The following is a 16,489-nucleotide window of genomic DNA, read 5'->3' on the forward strand; positions in this document are numbered from 1 at the left end:
TCGGCGCGCAAATCAACGCGCTGCGCTCATTGCTGGCTTTAACGACAAAACGACCTGCGATGATCTAACAGACAAAAAAATAAACCCCGCTGCAAAAAACAGGGGGTTTATCAACAGTCTGAAAGGCCGCCCATGGGCGGCCTTTTTTAGCAGGCTAACGTCGTTAAACGGCGCCCTCACGAGACATGCGGCGACGCTCGTGTTCTTGCAGGTAACGCTTGCGCAAACGAATCGACTTGGGCGTCACTTCGACCAGTTCGTCGTCGGAGATAAACTCGACCGCGTATTCAAGCGACATCCGGATCGGTGGCACCAGATCGATGTGCTCATCTTTGCTGGTTGTACGAATGTTGGTGAGCTTCTTTTCTTTGGTGGGGTTAACCACCAAATCGTTGTCACGGCTATGAATGCCGATAATCATGCCTTCGTAAAGCGGCTCGCCGGGGCTGACAAACATGCGACCACGATCTTGCAGCTTCCAGAGCGCATAGGCCACCGCATTACCGTCATCTTGACTGATCAGCACGCCATTGCGACGCTCGCCCACACCACCTTCGCGCATGGGTGCGTAGTCGTCAAAAATGTGGCTCATCAGGCCAGTACCGCGCGTCAGCGTTAAAAACTCGCTTTGGAAACCGATCAGGCCTCGAGCAGGGATACGATATTCAAGACGCGTACGACCACGGCCGTCAGACTGCATGTCTTGCAGATCGCCCTTGCGTCGCCCCAGCTCTTCCATGACCGCACCTTGGTGCCCTTCTTCGACGTCGACCGTCAACAATTCGAAAGGCTCCATCTTGACGCCATCAACTTCCTTGAGCAAAACCTGCGGACGCGACACGGCCAGTTCGTAGCCTTCGCGACGCATGTTTTCAAGCAAAATGGTCAGGTGCAATTCGCCACGACCCCGGACTTCGAAGGTCATGTCGTCTTCTGTCGGGTTGACGCGCAGCGCAACGTTCGACTTCAATTCGAGCTCGAGACGATCGCGCAGCTGACGGCTGGTGACAAACTTGCCTTCGCGGCCGGCCAACGGCGACGAGTTGACCATGAAGTTCATCGTCAGTGTCGGCTCATCGATACGCAGCAGCGGCAACGCCTCTTGATTGCTGGGGTCGAGCAATGTGCAGCCAATGCCGATCTCATCAATACCGTTGATCAGCACGATATCACCGGCTTGCGCTTCATCGACCAGCTCGCGCTCGAGGCCTTTGAACTTGAGCACCTGATTGATGCGGCCCTTGATTGGATCGCCTTCGGGGCCGAACTTGACCACGACATCTTGCCCTGCACGGACACGGCCGCGATTGACACGGCCAATACCGATTTTGCCCACATAGCTGCTGTAGTCCATTGAAATGACCTGCAACTGCAACGGCCCGTTCGGATCGTCTTCACGCTGAGGAACGTTCTCGAGAATAGCCTGGAACAGTGGACGCATATCGCCTTCGCGCACGTCGGGCGTAAGACCGGCATAGCCCGACAAGCCTGATGCGTACACAATCGGAAAATCGAGCTGTTCTTCGGTCGCACCCAGTTTGTCGAAAAGGTCGAACGTGGCGTTAATCACGTGATCGATACGGGCGCCAGGGCGGTCGACTTTATTAACGACCACGATAGGCTTGAGACCCAGCGCCAGGGCTTTGCGCGTTACGAAACGCGTTTGAGGCATGGGGCCTTCGACGGCGTCGACCAGCAACAATACGCCATCTACCATCGACAATACACGTTCAACCTCGCCACCAAAGTCGGCGTGGCCGGGGGTGTCTACGATATTGATATGTGTGCCTTCGTACTCGACAGCACAGTTTTTGGACAGAATCGTGATGCCGCGCTCGCGCTCGATATCACCGGAGTCCATAACGCGTTCAGTGAGCTGCTGGTTGTCACGGAACGTACCTGCCTGACGCAGCAGTTGGTCAACCAGCGTTGTTTTACCGTGATCGACGTGGGCAATAATTGCCACATTGCGCAATGCGCGACTCATAACTGTTCATCCTTTTGTTTAGCGCCCGCAGGCATCAGGCCGGCGGGTAAATGATCTGGCGCAATCAGCACCGAAATCGGGTTTTCCATACTTTGAAGCGCATCGAGCGTGATGGCGTCGTCGATGCTGAACGGCCCTGCCGCGGTACGACGTAACGCCGACAAATGCGCTCCGCAACCCAGCGCCCGACCAATGTCTTGTGCGAGCGTGCGGATATACGTACCTTTGCTGCAATGCACCCGCAGTCGGGCCTGAAGACCATCACACGACAAGACCTGCAAGTCGTGAATCGTCACCTGACGGGGCGGTCGCTCGAGTTCGATGCCTTCTCGAGCATATTTGTATAACGGTTTGCCATCGCGCTTGAGTGCCGAATACATCGGCGGCACTTGTTCGATGGGACCACGAAAAGCCGGCAAGACATCGTCGAGGGCCTGCGGACTGATGCCTTGAAAATCTGCTGCCGATGTCACCACATTGCCGGTCAGATCACCGGAGTCGGTTTCTTCACCAAACGCCAGCGTGGCCTCGTAGACCTTGTCGGCGTCGAGCATGGCGCCGGCAATTTTGGTGGTTCGACCCAAGCAGCAAATAAGTAGCCCTGTCGCAAACGGATCAAGCGTGCCGGTGTGACCCGCCTTGCGCGCATCGAGTGTGCGCTTGGCGCGCTGCAAAGCGTGATTGCTGGATAGTCCTTCGGGTTTATCGAGCAACAGCACGCCGTCGAGCGGCTGCCCGCGTCGTGAAGCCATCGTTTAGTGTCTCTTGGCAAAAAACGACAGCCCCTCAGGGCTGTTCGTCAGGTTCGTCGGGTTCGGCGGCGCGTACGGCCCCGCCCTGCGGCGCATTGGCCTGGTCGATAAGTTGTGACAGTGCCAGACCACGAGCGAGCTGGTCATCGTGGTGGAAATGCAGGGTAGGCACCGTATGGATATGCAGCATTTTGAACAACAGCGAATGCAGCCAGCCCGCCTTCTCGCGCAGCGCAGCAAGCGCGGCATCGGGCTCGGCGCCCATGACCGTAAAGTACACCTTGGCATGCGCGTAGTCGGCGGAAAGCTCGACACCCGTCAGCGTGATAAGACCCGCCCGCGAGACATCGAGCTCGCGCTGGATAAGGATGGCCAGATCTTTTTGGATCTGGTCGGCCAGGCGGGTATTGCGACCCGAAGCGGGCTTAGACTTGTGACGCCCCATGTTTATAGTGTCCGCGCGATTTCTTTGATTTCGAAGACCTCAAGCTGGTCGCCCACCTCGATGTCGATGTTACCCTTGAGCGTGATACCGCAGTCGAAACCAGCCTTGACTTCTTTGACGTCGTCTTTGAAGCGACGCAGCGATTCGAGGGCGCCTGTCCAGATGACCACGTTGTTACGCAGCAAACGAACCTGGGAGTCGCGACGCACCACACCATCGGTAACCATACAGCCCGCAATATTGCCCACTTTCGAGATAGTGAACACTTCGCGGATATCGACCGACCCGATGATTTCTTCGCGCTGCTCGGGGGCCAGCATGCCGGACATTGCCTTACGAACGTCATCGATGGCGTCGTAAATGATGTTGTAGTAGCGCAAGTCGATGCCGTTACCTTCGGCCAGCTTCTTGGCGCTTTGTTCGGCGCGCACGTTAAAGCCGATGATGACCGCGTTGGAGGCAATGGCAAGGTTGACGTCGCTTTCGGAGATACCCCCGACGGCTGCGTGAACGACCTGGACACGAACTTCGTCGGTAGACAGCTTGAGCAGGGACTGAACCAGCGCTTCTTGCGAACCCTGAACGTCGGTCTTGACAATAAGCGGCAAGGTCTTGGAGCCTTCGCCCATATTGTCGAACATGGATTCGAGCTTGGCGGCCTGCTGGCGGGCCAGCTTGACGTCGCGGAACTTACCCTGACGAAACAAAGCGATTTCGCGTGCTTTGCGCTCGTCGGCCATGGCAATGACCTCGTCGCCTGCTGCAGGCACTTCGGTAAGGCCCTGGATTTCGACGGGGATTGAGGGCCCGGCCGTATTGATGGGTTTACCGTTCTCGTTGAGCATGGCACGTACACGACCATAGCTTGCACCGGCCAGCACCGAATCGCCGCGCGACAGCGTGCCGCTTTGAACCAGAATAGTCGCCACCGGACCACGCCCCTTGTCAAGGCGGGCTTCGATGACGATACCCTTGGCCGGGGCTTCGATGGGTGCGGTCAGCTCGAGAATTTCGGCCTGCAACAACACGTTTTCGAGCAAGTCGTCGATACCCTGGCCGGTTTTGGCCGACACGGGTACAAACGGCACATCGCCGCCGTACTCTTCAGGCACAACCTCTTCCGAGACCAGCTCTTGCTTGACGCGATCGGCGTTGGCATCGGGCTTGTCGATTTTGTTGATGGCCACGACCAGGGGCACACCTGCTGCCTTGGCGTGGTGAATGGCTTCTTTGGTTTGCGGCATCACGCCGTCGTCGGCTGCAACAACCAGAATAACGATGTCGGTGGCCTTGGCACCGCGTGCACGCATTGCGGTAAACGCTTCGTGACCCGGGGTATCGAGGAAGGTGACCATGCCGCGGTCGGTTTTAACGCTGTAGGCACCAATGTGCTGCGTAATGCCGCCGGCTTCGCCCGAAGCCACTTTGGCGCGACGGATGTAGTCGAGCAGCGAAGTTTTACCGTGGTCGACGTGACCCATGACGGTAACAACAGGTGCGCGCGGCAGGGCTTCGGCCTGCACTTCGGCTTCTGTGGTGTCGAGGAAGGCTTCAGGGTCGTCGAGTTTGGCCGCAATGGCTTTGTGACCCAGCTCTTCGACCACAATCATGGCCGTTTCCTGGTCGAGCACCTGGTTAATGGTAACCATTTGGCCCAGCTTCATCAGGTGCTTGATGACCTCGGCAGCTTTCACGGCCATTTTGTGGGCCAGATCGGCCACGCTGATGGTTTCGGGAACGTGCACTTCGCGGGCAATGAATTCGACCGTCTGGGGTTGACGCTGCTCTGCCTGAGACTGGCGAGCATTGCGGCCACGACCCGACTTGCCGGCTTTACCCCCGGCACGCCAGCCATCGCGGCTTGCAGGCGCGGCATCGGTACGCGCGACAGGTTTTTTACGCGACCCGTCGTCGACCCAGGCACCACCCTCGCCGGCGCGAACCGGTTTTTTCTCGGGGGCCTTGACGTCTTTTTTGCCGGCTTTACCTGCAGGCTTGTGTAAGGTGCCACTGATGCCGCCTTCGTCTTCGGGGGCCTTGAGCACTTTACGCGGGCGGTTAAGCATTTGTTGCAACGCAGCTGCTTCGGCTTCGGCGGCTTTACGGGCACGCTCGCGGCCGTCGTCGGCAGCGGGGGCCGCAGGCGCAGGCGCCGCACGGCGGGCTGCAGGCCTTTCGGCGGACTTTGCCGGCGCAGCTTTGGCTACGGGCTCGGCTGCAACAGGCGTGGCTTTTACAGGTTCAACCTCTTCAGCTTCAGGCTCGAGTGCAGGCGGGGCTTCGGGCGCTTCAGGTGCGGCCGGCTTACTTTCTTCGGGCGCCTTCGCAACGGCAGGTGCCTGGTCGGCTACCGGCGTTGGCTGCGTTTCTTCTACGGGCGCCTCTTCGGCCTTTTGCGCTACAGGCGCTTCGGGCTCGGACACTTGGGGTGCAGAGGAAGGTTCGGGCACCGACGCTGCGGCGGCAGGCGCTTGCACGGCAGGCGCGACTTCAGCCGGTGGCGCCGCTACAGGCGCCTCGGGTTCGGTAGCAGGTGCTGCGGCAGCCTCGGCTTCTTTTTGCGCAGCCGATTCGGCCAGCAATTCGGAGGGCTCGCGCTTGACGAAAACGCGTTTCTTTCGCACCTCGACCTGAATCGTGCGTGACCGCCCCGAGCTGTCTGCCTGGCGGATCTCGGACGTCTGGCGGCGCGTCAGGGTAATTTTCTTACCCTCGGTGGCGCTACCCCCATGCGACCGGCGCAACGATTCGAGCAGTTTCGCCTTGTCTGCGTCAGTGACGGCATCGTCTACTGATTTGAGTTCAACGCCAGCAGAACGCAACTGCTCGAGCAGTACATCTGCAGGCATTTTCAGTTCAACAGCGAACTGGGCGACGGTGTTACTCGACATTCGACTCTCTCTTTATACGACTACTTCATTCATTAAAAACAACCTGGTGGCTAGACGTAACCCGAAATTCAGGTTTCATCGTCTGCAAACCAGTGGGCGCGGGCCTTCATGATGAGGTCACTGGCGGACTGTTCGTCGATCTGTGCAATTTCGGACAGCTCGTCGGTGGCCAGCTCGGCCAGATCATCGCGGGTGTATACATCGTGTTCGGCCAGTTTGGCAGCCAGTTCGGGCGTCATGCCCTCTAGCTCGAGCATGGCGGGTTCGGTGTTTTGCACACGCTCTTCCTGGGCAATAGCCTCGGTAAGCAACGCGTTACGGGCACGGGCACGCAGCTCGTTGATGGTGTCCTCGTCAAAGGCTTCGATTTCGAGAAGCTCTTGAATAGGCACATAAGCGATTTCTTCGAGGCCGGTGAAACCCTCGTCGATCAGGATGTCGGCCACTTCTTCGTCGACATCGAGTTTACTGATGAAGGTTGAGCGCAGTTCGGTGCGCTCTTGCTCGAAGCGGCTCTGGCTTTCTTCGGGCGTCATGATATTGATTTGCCACCCGGTGAGTTCGGAGGCCAGACGCACGTTTTGACCACGAGAACCAATAGCCTTGGGCAGGTTCTCTTCGTCGACGACGACATCCATGGCATGCTTGTCTTCGTCGACCACGATGGATTCGACTGTTGCCGGCGCCAGCGCACCGATGACGAACTCGGCGGGATCTTCGGCCCACAGGACGATATCGACCTGCTCGCCGCCCAGCTCGTTGCGCACGGCGGTAACCCGCGAACCACGCATACCCACGCAGGTACCGATGGGGTCGATACGCTTGTCGTAGGCCACAACGGCAATTTTGGCACGCACACCCGGGTCGCGGGCAGCCGCTTTGATTTCAAGCAGGCCCTGTTCGATTTCGGGCACTTCGTTCTCGAAGAGCTGACGAATGAATTCGGGCGATGTACGCGACAAGATTACCTGCTGACCGCGTGCTGAATGATCGACACGCAACACCCAGGCGCGAATGCGATCACCCACACGGATATTTTCTTTGGGAATCATTTCGGAGCGCGGCAAACGCGCTTCGATTTTGCCGGTTTCGATGATGACATCGCCCTTGTCGATACGCTTTACGGTACCGGAAACAATGGATTCGCCACGATCGAGGAAATCGTTGAGCAGTTGCTCGCGCTCGGCGTCGCGGATGCGTTGCAAAATAGCTTGCTTGGCGGCCTGAGCGCCAATCCGACCAAATTCGATGGGCTCGAGCGGCTCTTCGATGTATTCACCGACTTCGATGCCTGGAACGATTTCCTGGGCTTCGGACAACAGCTCTTGCTGATCGGGCTCTTGCAAACCGGCCTCGTCGGGCACGACCAGCCAACGACGGAACCCTTCGTGGGAACCAGTATCGCGATCGATAGACACACGGATATCAGCGTCTTCTTTGAAACGCTTTTTCATGGCGGAGGCCAGCGCGTTTTCGAGCGCGCCGAAAACCACTTCGCGCGATACGTTTTTTTCACGCGCAAGGGCGTCAACCAACAGAAGAATTTCGCGACTCATCGCTTTTTACCCTTGAAATCAAGTACGGGATCCAGTTTGGCACGATCAATATCGTCAAATGCAAAGCTGATGACTTCAGCCTTGCTGTTTTTGGCCACGGGATCGAGCACTAGGCCAAAAACACGTCTTTCAGTATTTGTCGTTTCGGCAAGCTGCAAAGTACCGGCGAACACCTTTCGGTTGTCGCGGGGTTCGCGCAGACGAATTTCGACGCGCTCACCCGCAAAGCGAACGAAGTCGGCCTCTTTTTTGAGCGGGCGATCGATGCCGGGCGAACCAACCTCGAGGCGCTGGTAATCAATGCCTTCGACTTCGAATACGCGGGATAGCTGCTTGGAAACTTGTTCGCAGTCTTCGATTCTCACACCGCCCGGACGATCGAGCGTGACACGGAGCAACCCAAGCGGCATACGTTCGATATCGACCAGTTCGAGATCTGTGCCTTCGAGGACGTCTTGTGTCAGTGCGAAAATATCTGCCATAAAATTCAAAAAAAAAGGGCTGTACGCCAGCCCATTGTTATTGCGCTTTTTAAAGACTGGTGCGCCGGCCTGCACTTTGTACCCTGGTACATTGCGCGTAAACCCCCGGCTTACCTGCACTTTAGCGAAGGCCATGCTTGCCGCCAAAAATAACCGCAAGGCAAACATATACCTGTAAAGGCCGGTAGTTTAACAGATTTTAGAAAAAATCGTGACCTGCCCGGGGTTTAGACTTAAAAAACAACAAGATTACTTAAGCACACCCAACCGGGACTCGTGTGCCGAGGCGCCTTTGGGTTGCCAGTCGTCGCCGCGACCGCTGCGCGGCTTGCCTGCACGCGGCCCACGGCCCGGCTTTTGACCCTTGGGCCCGGCCGCCCCTCGCGGGGCACGGGATGCCGGTTTGCCATGGGCCGCTTCGGGGCCTTTAGGCTTGCCACCGGCGGGCCGCTTACGGCCCTTGCCGCCTTTACCGTCGGGGTGACCATTAGGCAAGCCACCCGGAAGCATTTGCCCGGTGCCGTAAGGGTCGGAGGGAAAAGACTGGGCCACTGCGGCAACTGCACCGGGACGCCCGCCCGATAACTTGCCGCGTCGACTGATTTTGGCGCCGCTGGTACCGTTGCGTTCGAGCGTACCGAAACCCGGCGGCAAGGCGCTGTCGTGCGTCAATGGCTGACGCGGACGCTCGCCACGACGTCCGCCAGCGCTTTCGTCTTTGATAAGGCCAAGCTGTACCATCCAGGCGGTAACCAGCGTGCTGTCGAGCTCTTCCCAGCGACCACGGCGCAAGTTGCGCGGCAGAACGATCTCGCCAAAGCGGGTACGAATCAGGCGGCTAACCGTAACACCGGCGGCCTCGAACATACGACGCACTTCGCGATTACGGCCTTCGTGCAGCGTTGCCCGATACCAGCGATTACTGCCCTCTCCGCCAAGAAAATCGAGTGAACCGAACTGAGCCATGCCGTCATCGAGCTGAATGCCCTTGACCAACTGTTTTTGTTGATCGTCGGCCAGTTCACCCAACACACGTACGGCGTACTCACGCTCGGCGCCATATCGCGGGTGCATGAGCCGGTTGGCCAGATCGCCCGATGTGGTCAATATAAGCAGGCCCTCGGTGTTGAGGTCGAGACGCCCCACCGACAACCATTTACCGACTTTCATTTTTGGCAAACGGGCAAAAACCGTCGCACGCCCGGCGGGATCGTCGTGACTGACGATTTCGCCGGCCGGTTTGTGATAAAGAATGACGCGCGGCGGCCTGGCGGCATTGGGACGCGTAATGGGGCGGCCGTTGACTCGTACCTGATCGTTGGGCCCGACGCGCTGACCAATATGCGCCGGCTCGCCATTAACAGACACTCGGCCTGCAATGATCAGTTCTTCCATTTCGCGCCGCGAACCGATGCCGGCATCGGCCAACACCTTGTGAAGCTTGGGCGTCACGGCATCGCTGTTAAGGTACTTACCCAAACGTTGCTCGATTTTCTGGGCCTTGTCCAAATAGCCCAAAGCCTTGTCAGCATCGGCGCTGTCTTCGGCATCGGACAACGCTACCGGCGACGATGCAGGTGCTTTTTTGCCCTTTGCCGGACCACGCGCCCGAGGCTTGCGTGCTTGAGCCGGGGCTTTGGCAGATGCCCCGCCCGCCGGGGCTGCGCCCTCGGGGTGAGTTGACACTGACGATTCGCCGGGCGTGCCATCGGACTCATCGCCCCGGCGACGACGAAACGGCGTACGCAGCTTTCGTCCACGGCCCTTGGCCGGCGCCTTGGTGGTGTTGTCGTCGTGTACGGCATCGACGGCCTGCGACAAGGCCTCGGTAGTGGTTTCATTCATAAGTTTGTTCGGATACTCCGTGTCAATCGGCATCAGGGGCCGGCGGGTCGTCGAGCTGCAAGCCTTCGAGCACCTGCATGGACTCTTGCGACTCGAGTGCAGGCAAATCGTCGAGCGTTCGTAACCCCAAGTCGTCGAGAAACTGGCGTGTTGTGCCAAATAACGCGGGACGCCCGGGGGCGTCACGGTGGCCCAGCACTTCGATCCAGCCACGCTCTTCGAGCGTTTTGACAATTTGAGACGAAACCGTAACCCCGCGAATATCTTCGATGTCGCCTCGTGTTACAGGCTGACGCCACGCAATAATGGCTAAAGTCTCGAGGACAGCCCTTGAGTATCGGGGCGGTTTTTCGGGATTAAGACGTTCGAGGAATTTTTGCATTTCGGGGCGGCTTTGAAACCGCCACCCGCTGGCCAGACAGACCAGTTCGAGCCCTTTCTCTGACCAATCAAGCTGCAGCACAGAAAGCAACCGCCGAAGATCATCTGCAGAGACGTCTTCAGGGGGAAACAGCTTGCGTAACTCGGATAAAGGCAGGGTTGCGTCGGCGCATAACAGCGCGGTTTCGAGCACCCGAATGATTTCGTTCTCGGTCATGTATTCTGGTTTTGGACAATTCTACGCGTAATTTTTCAAAGTTGCACTGTAAGCCCCTATTTTGTACCTCAGGGTGTGAACTATTTGCTACGGATTTGCATTATTTTTTTAGGTAGGTTAATATTCAGTTCTTCAGACGCGGGGTGGAGCAGTCTGGCAGCTCGTCGGGCTCATAACCCGAAGGTCGTAGGTTCAAATCCTGCCCCCGCAACCAAATTTAAAAATGCCTGCATATTACATGCAGGCATTTTTTTTGCCTGGCCCTTGCGCAATAGCATGACCAGACCAAGTACAGCCCACTTTGGCCGTACTTTACTTTGAGTAAATATAGACAACAGGCGACAGTTTTTAACTTTTAGCTAAGGAGCCTCTGAATAAGTCGAGCGGCAAGTATGCGCTGTCGTTCGGGATGAGCTGCAAGGCGCAAACCGCAGTGATAGCCGCAGCTATCGCGAGGATTTGCAACGCCGCAGAACGCCCGAAACGACAGATGCAGACGGCGCGGGGACTTGTTCAGAGGCTCCTTAAACCCGCTTCCAGTTTTTTGAAAAAATCCTCAGCCGGGCTGCCGCGAGTAATGGCAACGGCTTGAGCGCCAGGGGCATCAGGCCCGGCCTTTAAGGGCTGGGGTGGGTAAACGGTATTGTGTACGACCTGAACCACCTGCCAGCCGCCCGGCTCGAAAAACAAAATGCCCTTGAAACGTAGCAGCCCGGCGCCTGTATCGGCCACGGCGGCATCCAGGGCGCGCGAAAAGTCTGCCCGCTTCACGGTGCCCGACAGTTCCCAACTCGCGACATCGAGGTCGGCATGCCTACCCACCGGCCGGGAAAAATCACCCACCACTTGTGCATCCGGAAACACGGCGCCAGACCTCGGTACGCCCGATGAAGTAAACAAGCCCTGACCAGACACCCCAAAAAGGCCTGCCGTGCGACGACGAACGGCTCCGCCCAACGCCGGCACACGGCCCGACTGACCCTGCACGACGTCGAACAACTGCCCCACCGACGTCACCTGCCCGGCAAGCAGACTGGGCACCTGCGGGCACACCGTATCCAGCCAAGTCTGGGTTAGACCCAACGCTTGCGCATTAACCTGGTCGGCTTTGCTGATGACCAGGCAGTCGGCTTGCGCCAGCTGCGGTGCGGCCTCGGGCTGCTGCACAAACTGGGTCTGTATGTTGCCAGCGTCGACAACCGTAACGCAACCCGCATACCGATACCGATCGGCCAGAAAGCGCTCAAAAGCCAAGGTATAACGAATTGCCGCCGGATCGGCGATTCCGGTGGTTTCGATGACAATATGCGTAAACGGGCGAATGCGCCGCTGAAGCGCCGCCATGAACAAATCTTGCAACGCAGTGACCAAGCCACCGCGCACCGAGCAGCAAATGCAACCCGACTCGAGCATCACCAGACGATCATCGACATGACGAACCAATTGATGATCGAGTCCGATTTGCCCAACCTCGTTGACCAGCACCACTAAGCGTTCGGGGTCGACAGTTGTACCAGCATATGCCACGCCGTCGTCAGCAGCTGCGTCGCTGCCGATGTTGGTAGGTGTACCGACGTGAGCGGCGCTGCCCGACGGTTCGGCGGCGCCCGCAGGCGCTGCAGGCACTAAACCCGGCTGCCTAGCACCCAGAAGGCGATTAAGCAAGGTTGTTTTGCCTGCCCCCAAGAAACCCGTCAGCACCAAAACCGGAATTTCAGACGTCATGCCGTAGTTACCCTAAAATTTACGCCATTACCCATCACCCAACCTCCAAGTGGCACACCTTGACTGAAGAACTCTCGTTGGCTCGTACTTTAGACGATATTGCACCCGAAGAATGGAACGCGCTGGCGAAAGGTCACCCGTTGGCCAGCCATGCGTTTTTGCATGCCCTTGAGGCCAGCGGTTGTGCATCGCTTGAAACAGGCTGGGACCCGCACTATCTGTTGTTAAAACGAAATGGCCAATTGGCAGGTGCCATGCCGCTTTTCGTCAAATACCATTCGCGCGGGGAATACGTTTTCGACCATGCCTGGGCGCGGGCCTTCATGCAACACAACTTGCCCTATTACCCCAAACTGCTGTCGGCGATCCCGTTTTCACCGGTGCCCGGGCCCCGTTTATTGGCCAGGTCGCCCGCCGATCGCACGATGCTGGCTCAGGCCGCCGTATCGCTTGCGCAACAAAATGCATTATCTTCACTGCATATTCTTTTCCCCGACGACGCAGACCAGGCCGCGCTGCGCGAGGCGGGCTTCATGTTTCGGGAAACCGTACAGTTTCATTGGCACAACAATAACTACGGCACTATCGACGACTTTCTGGCTGGCATGACCCAGCAAAAGCGCAAAAAACTGAAACAAGACCGAAAAAAAGTAGCCGCGGCCGGGATCACTTTCAAATGGTTGCGCGGCAACGAAATCACGGCAGATGATCTGGCGTTTTTTTATCGCTGCTATGAACGCACTTACCATGAGCATGGCAACGCCCCCTACCTGAACGCCGACTTCTTTGAGCGGATATGGCGCACCATGGGCGACCAGCTTCTGCTGGTGCTGGCACACCGGGACGAAACGCCCGTAGCGTGCGCCTTTAACATTATTGGCGAAGAACGTTTATACGGGCGCTACTGGGGCACCACCGAGTTTGTCTCTGGCCTGCACTTTGAAACGTGCTATTTGCAGGCCATTGAGTACTGCATTGCCCATCAGATAAAGGTGTTTGAAGGCGGCGCCCAAGGCGAACACAAACTGTCCAGAGGCATGCTGCCGGTCAAAACCTGGTCGGCCCACTGGGTGCGCGACGCACGGTTTGCCCAAGCCATAGCAAATTTTTTAGACGAAGAAACACGGGCTGTTGACCACTACGCTGAAGCGCTGGTCGAACACAGCCCGTTTCGTTAAGCCTGGCCGGCTTATTTTTTTTGCGACCCGTCGCCACCTGCGGGCGGCACAAACGGAAACGTTGAGAAAATGGACCGGGTCTGATCTTGCATTTGATCTTGCATTTGCACGAACAAGTTTTTACTTTGGTCGATGTAGTTGTTCATCATGGTTTGCAATACCGGGGTTTGCACACTCATGAACTGGGTCCATGCCTCTGGCCCTACTGCAGACCCATACATATTTTTTGATTGCTCGGCCATCCGTTCTTGTACATCGATAAACGCCTGGATGTTTTTTTCGAGGAAGGCCCCCATGACGCCCTGCATGGCATTGCCGTAAAAACGAATGATCTGCGACAGCGCGGCCGCAGAAAACATGGGCACCCCACCGGTTTCTTCTTCAAGAATGATCTGCAGCAAAATGCTGCGCGTCAGGTCTTCGCCTGACTTGACGTCGACCACCTGAAAATTTTCGTTATCGAGTACCAGTTGCTTGACGTCGACCAAGGTAATGTAGGCACTGGTCTGGGTATCGTAGAGGCGGCGGTTGGGATACTTTTTAATCAACCGCAGGCCGGACGCGTTTTTAGTTTGTGTCATATGTGCTTGTTATGGGTATTACTACCCCATGTGCAAACCACCGTTAAGCGAAAAGTCGGCACCGGTGGCAAAACCGGCGTCGTCAGAGGCGATCCAGGCGACCATGGCGCCGATTTCTTCAGGCGTGCCCAATCGCCGGACCGGGATCGTGGCAACGATTTTTTCCAGCACATCGGCACGCATGGCCTTGACCATGTCGGTACCAATATATCCCGGCGATATCGTGTTTACGGTAACCCCCTTGCTGGCGACCTCTTGGGCAAGCGCCATGGTAAAGCCATGGATGCCCGCCTTGGCGGTTGAGTAATTGGTTTGACCAAACTGGCCTTTTTGACCGTTAACCGAGCTGATATTAATGATACGCCCCCAGTTTTTTTCGATCATGCCCTCGATGACCTGCTTGGTGACATTGAACAGACTGTTGAGGTTGGTGTCGATAACGGCACGCCAGTCGTCGCGGGACATTTTGCGGAAAAGGCCATCGCGCGTGATACCGGCATTATTGACCAGCACATCGATGGGGCCCAGTTCGGCCTTGACCTTTTCGAAGGCCTCGACAGTGGAGTCCCAGTCGGAGACGTTACCCACCGACACGTGAAACTTGTAGCCCAATGCGGCTTGCTCGTCGAGCCATTTGGTGTGATCACGGCTTGGCCCGCACCCCGCCACTACGGTAAAACCCTCTTTGGCGAGACGTTGACAGATCGATGTACCGATCCCCCCCATGCCACCAGTCACGTATGCCACTTTTCCACTCATGGAGTTCTCCTTGTAATTCTGTTTAAACCGCCTTGGCCTTCACGTAACGCCCAGGAGCGGCTTCGATTGGTGCGAAGCGGGTATTGCCCAGACGTTTGACGACCTTGCGACGCGTGCCCGAATGACCAGCCAGCCAATTGGACCAATGTAACCACCAACTGCCCGGATGTTCTTGCGCCGCGTCAAACCAGTTGCGGGCCGAGTCGACATTTTTACCTGCCACGTCGGGGCCGACCCAATAACACCGCTTGTTTTTGGCAGGCGGGTTAACCACGCCCGCAATGTGGCCGGACGCGCCCATGACAAACTGTCTGGGCCCCTGAAGCACAGGCATGCTGGCATACGCCGCCTTCCAGGGCACGATGTGATCTTCGCGAGAGCCATACACGTAGGCAGGCATGTCGAGCGCACCCAGGTCGACGGGCGTACCGTCGACAACAACTTTGCCGGGCACAACCAGATTATTCTCCAGGTAGGTGTTACGCAGATACCAGGCAAAAAACGGGCCCGGCAAGTTAGTGCCGTCGGCATTCCAGTAGAGCAGATCGAATGCAGGCGGGCTTTGGCCCTTTAGATAGTTATTGACGACGTAGTTCCAGACAAGTTCGTTGGGCCTGAGAAACGAAAACGTAGTGGCCAGTTCGCGCGCAAACAGCAGCCCGCCCTGCCCCAGCTGGCGCTCGCGCGCGTTAACGTGACCTTCGTCGATAAAGACGTCGAGAACACCGGTGTCTTCAAAATTGAGCAACGTGGTCAGCAAGGTAAGACTGTTGACCGGGTCTTCGCCCCGGGCTTTGGCCAGGGCCAACGCACTGGCCAGCAATGTGCCGCCCACGCAAAAACCCAGTGCATTGATTTTTGCAAGACCGCTGATGTCTTGAACCACCTTGATAGCCTGCAACACGCCACTTTGCAGGTAATCGGCCCAGGTGGCCTGCAAAATGCCGTCGGTATCGGTGAGCTGCGGATTACGCCACGACACCATGAATACCGTAAACCCTTGCTCGACAGCATGACGAACGAAAGAGTTTTCGGGTTGGAGGTCGAGGATATAAAACTTGTTGATGCAGGGCGGCACGACCAGAAGCGGCGTGCGATAGACCTGGGCAGTCAAAGGCGTGTACTGAATCAGTTGAAAGAGCGGGTTCTCGAAGACGACCTGCCCTTCGGTGATGGCCAGGTTCTCGCCCACCGAAAAATGGCTTTCGTCAGTTTGCGACAAGTGCCCTTTTTGGAGGTCGGTGAAGAGGTTTTGAATACCCTGGGCCAACGACAACCCCTTGGTTTGCAGCAAGGTGTGCTGGGCATCGGGGTTGGTGGCCAGAAAGTTGGACGGCGCCACGGCATCGAGCCATTGCATGACGGAAAACCGCAAGCGCTCGCGGGTGTCGTCGGGGACGTCGGCCGTGTCGACCATTTTTTGCATGGCCTGCCCAGACAGCAGGTAGGCATGCGCCATGAGCAAATAGGCCGGATGGCTGGCCCAGGCCTGAGCGCTGAAGCGCCTGTCTTTCGGTAGTTCTAGCTGGCCCTGCTCGGCCTTGTGTAGCAATTCTTGCCAGCTTTGGGAGAATTCCGCCTGGATTTCATTGAGTTGTTGACCTGAAAACGGAATGCTCATTAAGTAAACCTGCCTTGTGTGACTATTTGCATCAGAACACCTTCATGTTGGGGGCCTGGCGATTAACTG

Annotated in this window: 12 protein-coding genes, 1 tRNA gene and 1 pseudogene; 2 read left to right on the top strand and 12 right to left on the bottom strand. The window is 57.3% G+C overall.

The genetic code is table 11. The annotated features are described in order from the left end of the window. Positions 1–163 precede the first annotated feature (163 nt). The 8 genes and pseudogenes from typA to scpB form a co-directional block, all read right to left on the bottom strand. Entirely contained in the window at positions 164–1,987 is a 1,824-nt protein-coding gene (gene typA / locus GTU67_RS11245; protein WP_185780163.1) for a translational GTPase TypA, read from the bottom strand. Next, entirely contained in the window at positions 1,984–2,739 is a 756-nt protein-coding gene (truB, locus tag GTU67_RS11250; protein WP_185780164.1) for a tRNA pseudouridine(55) synthase TruB, read from the bottom strand. The genes typA and truB overlap by 4 nt, the downstream gene beginning before the upstream one ends. A 34-nt stretch (positions 2,740–2,773) precedes the next feature. Next, positions 2,774–3,184: a 30S ribosome-binding factor RbfA gene (gene rbfA / locus GTU67_RS11255; protein WP_185780165.1), complete on the bottom strand. Its 411-nt coding sequence runs from the start codon at positions 3,182–3,184 to the stop codon at positions 2,774–2,776. Positions 3,185–3,186: 2 nt separating this feature from the next. After that, on the bottom strand, positions 3,187–6,075 hold the full coding sequence (infB, locus tag GTU67_RS11260; RefSeq protein WP_185780166.1) for a translation initiation factor IF-2: 2,889 nt from the start codon (positions 6,073–6,075) through the stop codon (positions 3,187–3,189). Between the two features lie 68 nt (positions 6,076–6,143). Next, entirely contained in the window at positions 6,144–7,631 is a 1,488-nt protein-coding gene (gene nusA, locus GTU67_RS11265) for a transcription termination factor NusA (protein ID WP_185780167.1), read from the bottom strand. Next, a complete protein-coding gene (rimP, locus tag GTU67_RS11270; RefSeq protein ID WP_185780168.1) occupies positions 7,628–8,113 on the bottom strand; it encodes a ribosome maturation factor RimP in 486 nt (161 codons plus the stop codon). Before rimP ends, nusA begins: the two co-directional genes overlap by 4 nt. A gap of 249 nt (positions 8,114–8,362) precedes the next feature. Further along, positions 8,363–9,958 (bottom strand): pseudouridine synthase, encoded by a 1,596-nt coding sequence (locus GTU67_RS11275; protein WP_185780169.1) that lies wholly within the window; start codon positions 9,956–9,958, stop codon positions 8,363–8,365. A 52-nt stretch (positions 9,959–10,010) separates the two neighbouring features. Then, positions 10,011–10,556, bottom strand: a pseudogene (gene scpB / locus GTU67_RS11280) (SMC-Scp complex subunit ScpB); the annotation flags it as partial. A 137-nt stretch (positions 10,557–10,693) separates the two neighbouring features. Here scpB and GTU67_RS11285 point away from each other — a divergent pair. Further along, positions 10,694–10,770: transfer RNA gene (locus tag GTU67_RS11285), tRNA-Met, on the top strand. Between the two features lie 299 nt (positions 10,771–11,069). On the opposite strand, the gene GTU67_RS11290 is transcribed toward GTU67_RS11285, so the two are convergent. Further along, positions 11,070–12,281 (bottom strand): CobW family GTP-binding protein, encoded by a 1,212-nt coding sequence (locus GTU67_RS11290; RefSeq protein WP_185780171.1) that lies wholly within the window; start codon positions 12,279–12,281, stop codon positions 11,070–11,072. A gap of 59 nt (positions 12,282–12,340) precedes the next feature. Here GTU67_RS11290 and GTU67_RS11295 point away from each other — a divergent pair, with 59 nt between their 5' ends. After that, positions 12,341–13,459 (top strand): GNAT family N-acetyltransferase, encoded by a 1,119-nt coding sequence (locus GTU67_RS11295; RefSeq protein WP_185780172.1) that lies wholly within the window; start codon positions 12,341–12,343, stop codon positions 13,457–13,459. 11 nt (positions 13,460–13,470) lie between these two features. On the opposite strand, the gene phaR is transcribed toward GTU67_RS11295, so the two are convergent. Genes phaR through phaC form a run of 3 tightly spaced genes read right to left on the bottom strand, consistent with a single transcriptional unit; the run spans position 13,471 to position 16,420 of the window. Further along, positions 13,471–14,040 (bottom strand): polyhydroxyalkanoate synthesis repressor PhaR, encoded by a 570-nt coding sequence (gene phaR / locus GTU67_RS11300; protein ID WP_185780173.1) that lies wholly within the window; start codon positions 14,038–14,040, stop codon positions 13,471–13,473. 21 nt (positions 14,041–14,061) lie between these two features. Continuing rightward, positions 14,062–14,799, bottom strand: coding sequence for an acetoacetyl-CoA reductase (gene phbB, locus GTU67_RS11305; protein ID WP_185780174.1), 738 nt, complete (start codon positions 14,797–14,799; stop codon positions 14,062–14,064). Between the two features lie 22 nt (positions 14,800–14,821). Beyond that, positions 14,822–16,420 carry a class I poly(R)-hydroxyalkanoic acid synthase gene (phaC, locus tag GTU67_RS11310; RefSeq protein WP_185780175.1) on the bottom strand — a complete coding sequence of 533 codons (1,599 nt, stop codon included), beginning with the start codon at positions 16,418–16,420 and terminating at the stop codon, positions 14,822–14,824. Positions 16,421–16,489: the final 69 nt, after the last annotated feature.

The organism is Pusillimonas minor, assembly GCF_014237865.1.
GTDB lineage: Bacteria > Pseudomonadota > Gammaproteobacteria > Burkholderiales > Burkholderiaceae_B > Neopusillimonas > Neopusillimonas minor.